5 protein-coding genes and 1 pseudogene are annotated in these 7,823 nt (G+C 63.6%); 1 reads left to right on the top strand and 5 read right to left on the bottom strand.

The features are described 5' to 3' along the window. The 3 genes and pseudogenes from MOV61_RS26640 to MOV61_RS26630 all read right to left on the bottom strand — a co-directional run. Positions 1-186: pseudogene (locus tag MOV61_RS26640) on the bottom strand (uracil-DNA glycosylase); the annotation flags it as partial. Between the two features lie 251 nt (positions 187-437). Continuing rightward, a complete protein-coding gene (locus tag MOV61_RS26635; RefSeq protein WP_247138741.1) occupies positions 438-1,730 on the bottom strand; it encodes an Hsp70 family protein in 1,293 nt (430 codons plus the stop codon). Positions 1,731-1,873: 143 nt separating this feature from the next. Then, entirely contained in the window at positions 1,874-2,764 is an 891-nt protein-coding gene (locus MOV61_RS26630; RefSeq protein WP_247138740.1) for a LysR family transcriptional regulator, read from the bottom strand. Between the two features lie 105 nt (positions 2,765-2,869). Here MOV61_RS26630 and blaOXA point away from each other — a divergent pair, with 105 nt between their 5' ends. Further along, entirely contained in the window at positions 2,870-3,694 is an 825-nt protein-coding gene (gene blaOXA, locus MOV61_RS26625; protein WP_247138739.1) for a class D beta-lactamase, read from the top strand. Positions 3,695-3,892: 198 nt separating this feature from the next. Here the strand turns inward: blaOXA and MOV61_RS26620 are convergent, their stop codons facing one another. Continuing rightward, on the bottom strand, positions 3,893-7,018 hold the full coding sequence (locus MOV61_RS26620; RefSeq protein ID WP_247138738.1) for an efflux RND transporter permease subunit: 3,126 nt from the start codon (positions 7,016-7,018) through the stop codon (positions 3,893-3,895). Continuing rightward, the coding region (locus MOV61_RS26615) for an efflux RND transporter periplasmic adaptor subunit (protein ID WP_247138737.1) at positions 7,015-7,823 on the bottom strand (809 nt) is incomplete at its 5' end. The genes MOV61_RS26620 and MOV61_RS26615, both read right to left, overlap by 4 nt.

The raw sequence follows: 7,823 nt of genomic DNA, 5'->3' as shown, positions 1-7,823 counted from the left end.
ATAGTTCGTCGGCTGCTGCCGGGCAGACGCGGGCGCTTTGGCATCGGCCTGGGCCGCCCTCTGGGCCGCAAACTGCGCGAACCGGTCGACCGGCTCATCCTCGACAAGCCATTCGACACCCGCATCCGCATAGAAATGCAGAAGGGCGGCGAGCTCGGGGGCGTCCATGTCTTTGGCGAGGTTCATCGGATTCACACTACAGCATGTGGCGTGGGAGAGGGAACCGGTTTTGGCTCGAATGGGCGACGGCCTGTGGACGGAGACGGAGCGGCTGGCCGATCTCCCCCCTTGAGGGGGAGATGCCCGGCAGGGCAGAGGGGGGTAACCTCTCGGCATATTCATTGGCCGAATGTTTTGCCGCACCGTCGCCACCCCCCTCTGTCACCTTCGGTGACATCTCCCCCTCAAGGGGGGAGATCAGTGGGAGTATGCCGCCCTCAAGCCGCCCATTGTCCGATATCGTCGCTCTCGCCGATCAGCGCCAGGCCGTGGGCGATCGACAGCAGTTCGCCGCCGGTCTCGATCTTGCCGGCATCGAATCGCTGCGTGAAGATCCGCCGCACCGCCGGCACGAAGGAGGTGCCGCCGGTTAGGAACACCTTGTCGATCTCGGAAGGCGCAGTTCCGGTCTTTTCCAGCACCTCGTCGAGCGCGCCTTCGATGCGGCCGAGGTCCTCGGCGATCCAGCCTTCGAAATCGGTGCGCTTGACCGTCTTGCGGCCGGCCTTGCCGAGCGGGGCAAAGTTGAATTCCGCTTCTTCCGCACCCGACAGCGCCATCTTGGTCGCCGAAATCGCCTGGTAGAGCGGATAACCCTCGTCGTGGTCAACGAGATCGACGAACAGTTCGAGCTTTTCCGGCTCCAGCGCCGAGCGCACCAGCGACTTCAGGTCGGTGAATTCGCGCGTGGTCTTGAAGATCGACAGCTGGTTCCAGCGTCCGAAATTGACGTAATAGCCAGCCGGCACGTCCAGCACCTTGTCAAAACTCTTGAACTTGCTGCCCTTGCCGATTTCCGGGGACACCAGGTTGTCGATCATCCGGTAATCGAAATGATCACCCGCGACCCCGACGCCCGAATGGCCGATCGGGGTGGCGGTCAGCTTGCCAGCCTTGGTTTCGAAGCGGATCAGCGAATAGTCGGTCGTGCCGCCGCCGAAGTCGGCGACGAGAACGGTGGCGTCGCTCTTCAGCGTCTGGGCGAAATAATAAGCGGCCGCGACCGGTTCGTAGACATAGTGGATTTCCGGAAAGCCGAGCCGCGTCAGCGCCTCGTTGTAGCGCTCGGTCGCCAGCTTCGGATCCGGATTGGCGCCGGCGAAATGCACCGGCCGGCCGGCGATCACCCGCGACACGTCGGTCGGCCAGTTGTCCTCGGCATAGATCTTCAGGCGCTTGAGGAAGATTTCCATCAGGTCCTCGAAGACGTGCCGGCGGGCAAACACCAGCGTGCCCTGGAACAGCGCGCTTGCCGCAAACGTCTTGATCGACTGCAGGAAGCGACAGTCGCCGGGATTGTCGATGAACTGGCGGATCGCCGCTTGGCCGGCCTCGACCTTCAGCGCCTGCGCCCCCATCATCGGATCCTTCATGAAGGAGAGCGCCGTGCGCATCGAATCGCTCTCGCCGGCGCTGCTGGTGAAGCGCATCGAATGCGTGCTGCTGCCGCCATCCGCCAATGCCAGAACCGTATTGGTCGTGCCGAAATCAAGCCCGAGCGCCCGTGCCATCGCCGTGCTCCTTTTATCCATCGAAAGTCATTGAACCGGGGCCAGCAAGGCTCCGAACGCGAAAAAGGGCGCTTCTGGCACCCCGGAATTTTTGAGAGGGCGGGTGATCGCACAAGGTGGCCGGGATGGCAACCCCGGAAGCCTTAGATTTCCAGCTGCCGCCGCGTCTCCGCGGCCATCCCCGCAAGCCAGTTCCTGAACATCTCCATGGCCGGCGTCACGCTGCGGGATTTGAGCCGGGTCAGCCAGTAGCTGCCCTTGGAAATATAGATTGGAAATGGCTGTTCGATCATGCCGGCGGCAAGCTGGCGGGAGAACATCAGGGGAGGGGCGAGCGCCATGCCGGCCCCTTGCATCGCCGCCTCGACCATCAGCACGGAACTGTCGAACACCAGCCCTCGAATCTGCGGCGGGGGGACATGGGCCGCCTCGAACCAGCCCGGCCATTCGTCGGCGCGGTAGGAGCGCAGCAGCACCTGGTGCGCGACGTCCTCCGGTGTCTTGAGCTGCCTTGCGATCGGCGGAATGCAGAGGACGGAAAGCGGCGCCTCGAACAGCGGTTCCGCCTCGATATCGTGCCACGCGCCGTTGCCGAACTTGATCGTGTAGTCGAGCCCTTCGGCGGCGATGTCGACGCGGTTGTTGTTGGTCGAGAGCCTCAGATCGATGAAGGGGTATTTTTCCCGGAAATCGGAAAGCCGCGGCAGCAGCCAACCGACCGCAAGCGTGCCGACCGCACCGAGCTTCAGCACCTCGCGCACATGTCCGTCTTCGAAGCGCTCCAGCATGGCGGCCATGCGGTCGAAACTCTCCTGCAGCGCCGGCAGCAGCGCCAAGCCTTCCTCGGTGATCATCAGCCCGCGCGGCAGGCGGCGGAACAGGGTGACGCCGAGCCGCTCTTCGAGCAGCTTCACCTGATGGCTGACGGCCGCCTGGGTGACGCAGAGCTCGATCGATGCACGGGTGAAGGAGAGATGCCGCGCGGCCGCCTCGAAGGCCCGCAGCGCGTTCAACGGCAAATATGGTCGAACCATGGCCATGCCCCAATTTGATTCATGCCTGACCGCAGATATCATCGTTTGATTGGGGCTTGCAAACCGACCTAGAAGAGCCGTGTCACCCCAATTGGAGTAACTCGAATGGCTTTCAGAAATTCTTTTCTTCTGGCATTTTCTCTCGGCATTACCGTGACTTTTCTCGATTGCGCCTCCGCCGGTGCTGCCGATCCGATCCGCTGCACCGTCATCATCGACGAGGATAGCGGCGATGCACTTTACCGCCAGGGCACTTGCGACCAGGGCTTTTATCCCCAGTCGACCTTCAAACTGCCTTTGGCCATGATGGGCTATGATGCCGGCATCCTCACCGACGCCCAGAACCCTCGCTGGAAATACCAGGCGAAATTTGGCGGGCCGGAGCGGGTGAAGAAGGATGTCGATCCGCTGATCTGGGAAAAGGACTCGATCGTCTGGTACTCGCAGGAAGTCGCCCGCAAGCTCGGCAAGCCCAAGTTTGCGGACTACATCCAGCGCTTCGGTTACGGCAATCGCGATGTCTCCGGCGGCCCGGGCAATACCGACGGGCTGACCGAATCCTGGCTGATGTCGTCGCTGAAGATTTCGGCCGACGAGCAGGTGCGGTTCCTGCGCCGGTTTCTCAATGGCGGCCTGCCGATCTCCGAACACGCCGTCGACATGACGCTGGCGATCGTGCCGCATTTCGAGGCCGGCGGCGGCTGGGACATCCAGGGCAAGACCGGTTCCGGCTGGCTGCGCGACAAGGCCGGCAAGGTGGATTACGACCGCCCGCTCGGCTGGTTCGTCGGCTGGGCAATGAAGGACGAACGGCGCGTCATCTTCGCAAGGCTGCTGGTCGATACCAAGCGGTATCCGAACGAGCCGATCAGCTTCGTGGTGCGGGATGGGCTGATCAGGGATTTCCCGAAACTGGCGGAAGGGTTCTAGGCTCTCGGCCTGAAGCTGAAAGCGGCCGGGCGACCCCCAAGCCCGACCGCCCAGCGCGTACGCAACACTGCGCTGCGCCACCTATAAGAAGCTTTAGCAGTGACTAATGCAAACGGAGTCGTCCGTTCAGGTTATCGGTTAAGGTTACCTGCGCTGGCGCCCGTCCGCCGTCTCTTTTCGGGCGGCGGGCGGGGGGCGTCACTCCGCAGCGATCTGCGTCGGCGCGTCGTCGTTTGCCTCGTGCAGGTCCTTGTCCTTCTTCGTCCAGAGCCTTCCGAGGAAGCGGCCAAGCCTGTCCATCTCCACGAAGATGACGGGCGTGATGAACAGCGTCAGCGCCTGGGAAACGATCAGGCCGCCGACCACCGCGACCCCGAGCGGCTGGCGCAGTTCCGACGAGGCACCGGTGCCGAGCGCGATCGGCAGCGCCCCGAGCAGGGCGCAGAAGGTCGTCATCATGATCGGCCGGAAGCGCCGCACGCAGGCTTCGTGGATCGCGACGGCTGCCGTTTCTCCCTTCGAGCGCATCGTTTCCACCGCCACGTCGATCATCATGATCGCGTTCTTCTTGACGATGCCGATCAGCATCAGCAGCCCGATCAGTGCGATGATCGACAGGTCGAAACCGAACAGTTTCAGCGCCAGCAACGCTCCGAAGGCCGCAGCCGGCAGGCCCGACAGGATCGTCAGCGGGTGGATGAAGCTCTCGTAGAGCACGCCGAGGACCACATAGATGGTCAGCACCGCAGCGAGAATCAGCAGCGGCGTATTGCCCTGGCTCTGCTGAAAGATTTGCGCCGTGCCGCCATAGGAGGTGAACACGTCATTCGGCATCTGCAGCTGTGTCTTGATCTGGTCGACCGCCGCCGTCGCGTCCGAGAGCGACACGCCGGCCGGCAGGTTGAACGACACGGTCGTCGAGACCAGCTGGCCGGTCTGGTTGATGGTGACCGGCGCCGTCTGGCGCACGACCGTCGCAAAGTTCGAGAGCGGCACCAGCGAGCCGTTCGAGGACATCACCCTGACGCCCTGCAGCATCTGGTCGTTCCATTGCTGGGTATTGTCGAACTCGGTGATGACGTCGTAGCTGTCGCCGGTCGACTGGATTTCGGCCGCCGTATAACCGCCGAACGCCATCTGCAGCGTCTTGCGCAGTTCGTCGTCGGTAATCCCGAACGACGCCGCCTTTTCCGAGTCGACCTTGATATTGGCTTCGATCGCGTTGTTCTGCGCGTCGGAGGTGACGTCGGTAAAATGCGTCCGGTCGGCGCGCATCGCGGTCTGGATCTTGTCCGACCATTCGCTGGTCTGCGAGGCATTCAAGGCCTGGACGACGAGCTGGTATTGGCTGGCCGTCGCCCGGCCGCCAAAGCGCAGGCTTTGCTGCGGCGTGATGAAGGTCTTCATGCCGGCGAACCTGGATGTCGCCTGCCTGAGTTCGCGCAGCGTCTGGTCGAGCGGCGGGCGCTGGTCGCGGTCCTTCAGTTCCACCCAGATCGTGCCGTTGTTGAGCGAGCTGCGGCCATTGCTGCCGACAATCGAGGTGACGTGGTTGACCGCCGGGTTTTTCTGCACGGCGGCCGCGACCTCTGCCTGCAGGTCGCGCATCGCCGGATAGGAAATGTCCTCGCGGGCGCGGGTCGAGATCGTCAGGCGGCCGATATCCTCCTGCGGGAAGAAGCTCGTCGGCAGTGTCGTGAACAGGTAGACCGAGGCGCCGACCGAGGCGAGGAAGACGAGGAGGATGACCCCCCGGTTCCTGAGGCACCAGCCGACTGCCCGGTCATATCCCTTGAGCGTGCGGCTGAAGCCGGCATCGAAGATGCGCACCATCAGGCCCGGGTGATGCTCGGCACCGGACAGACGCGAGCCGAGCATCGGCGTCACCGTCAGCGAGACAACCGCCGAGGCGACGATGGCGAGCGCCACCACCATGCCGAACTCGTTGAACAGCCGCCCGACCACCCCGCCCATCAGCAGGATCGGGATGAACACCGCGATCAGCGACACCGACATGGAGATGATCGTCGAGCCGACTTCGCCGGCGCCTTGCAGCGCCGCCTGCATCGGCGGCATGCCGTCCTCGACATGCCGCATGATGTTTTCCAGCATGACGATCGCGTCGTCGACCACGAGGCCGACCGAGAGCGTCAGCCCGAGCAGTGAGATATTGTCGATGCTGTATCCGAGCACATACATGGCGCCGAACGTGGTGATCAGCGACAGCGGCACGGCAAGCCCCGGAACGAGGGTGGCGGTGATCCGGCCAAGGAACAGATAGATGACCAGTACGACGAGGCCGATCGTCAGCATCAGCGTAAGCTGCACATCCGATATCGAGGAGCGAATCGCCGTCGAGGAATCGTTCATGACGCTGATCGACACCGACGCCGGCAGCTCGGCGGAAAGTCCGGGCAGTTTTGCGCGCACCGAATCGACGACATCGACCGTGTTGGCGTCCGGCTGGCGCTGGATGGCGAGAATGATCGACTGGTTGCCGTCATACCAGCTTCCCGCGTCGAGGTTGGCAACGCTGTCCTGAACGTTGGCGACATCGCCGAGATGCACGGGCGCACCGTTCGGACTGGCGATCACCAATGAGCGGAACTGGTCGGCATTGGTGCGCTGTGTGTCGGCATTGATGGTCAGCCGCTGGCTGTTGTTCTGCAGCGAACCGACCGGCGCCTGGCTGTTGGCGTTGGAGATCGCTTTGGTGACGTTGTCCACGCCGAGATTACGGGCCTGCAGCTTGTTGGGATCGACCTCGACACGCACCGCGTAGGTCTGGGCGCCGAAGATCGACACTTCCGCGACGCCTGGAAGCGTGGAGAGGGAAGGGGAGAGCACGTCCTCGGCGATTTCGTCGATCTTGCTGCGCGGCATCGTATCGCTGCGGATCGACAGGAGCAGGACCGGCGCGTCGGCCGGGTTCGTCTTGCGGTAGCTCGGCGGCGTCGTCATGTTGTCGGGCAGTTGCCGGGTCGCATGCGAGATCGCCGCCTGCACGTCGGCGGCCGCCGCGTCGATATTGCGGTTGAGGTCGAACTGCAGCACGATCGAGGTATTGCCGAGCGAGTTGGTGGCGCTGATCTCGCTGATGCCGGGGATCGTCTCGAACTGCTTGATCAGCGGCGTCGAGACCGCCGTCGCCATCGTCTGCGGCGAGGCCCCGGTCAGCTGCGCGGAGACGTTGATGGTCGGGAAATCGACCTGTGGCAGGGCGGCGACCGGCAGCAGCTGATAACCGGCAAGGCCGGCGAGCACGGCGCCGATGGCCAGCAGCGTGGTGGCGACCGGGCGGCGGATGCAGAATTGGGGGATCATTGCGCGGCCCCCACTTCGATCGACTGCTCATTGCCCTTGGCGCCGGCCGTCTTCTGGCCGTTGCCGAACTGCTCGACGACGGTCGCGCCATCGACGAGCTGCACCTGGCCCTCGACCACCACATGCGCACCTTCGGTGAGCCCGCTGGCAATCGCCGTGTTCGGGCCGTTCGAACGTGCCACCTTGACCGGCATCACATGAACTTTCTTGTCGTCGCCGACCGCATAGACGAACGGGCTGTCGACGCCCGGATTGACCGCCACCGTCGGCACCACGATATCCCTGTCGCCGCTCTCGAAATGCACGGTGACATTCAGCGATTGCCCCGGCCAGAGCGTTCCGGATGGATTGTCGAACCGCGCCTTGGCAAGGATCGTGCCCGAAGCGGGGTCGACGCTGTTGTCGAAAAAGCTCAACGTTCCCTTGGAGGAGGTGCCGCCGCCCTGCGGCACGGCATCGACCGTTACGGCATTCGCCGACGAGCCCTGCTTGAGCTGGCCGAGATAGGCCTCGGGAAGGTGGAATTTCACATAGATCGGATCGTATTTGGCGATCGTCACCACCGCCGAGCCGGCGCTGAGATAGGCGCCGGTGCTGATGTCGATATCGCCCAGCCTTCCGTCGAAAGGCGCCCGGATGTCCGTGTGGTCGATTGCGATCTGATCGGAGGCAATTGCTGCATTGTCGCTCTGCACGGTGGCGGCCGCGGTGTCCTGTGCCGCCTTCGCCTGGTCGACGGTCTGCTGCGTGCCGGCATTGCCGCGCAGCAGGTCGTTGGCGCGGGCAAGCGCCGTCTGAGCCTGGG

The organism is Neorhizobium sp. BETTINA12A, assembly GCF_023006485.1.
Taxonomy (GTDB): Bacteria; Pseudomonadota; Alphaproteobacteria; order Rhizobiales; family Rhizobiaceae; genus Neorhizobium.
Note: the sequence above shows the minus strand (reverse complement) of the source record. Positions and strands in the feature narration are given on the sequence as shown.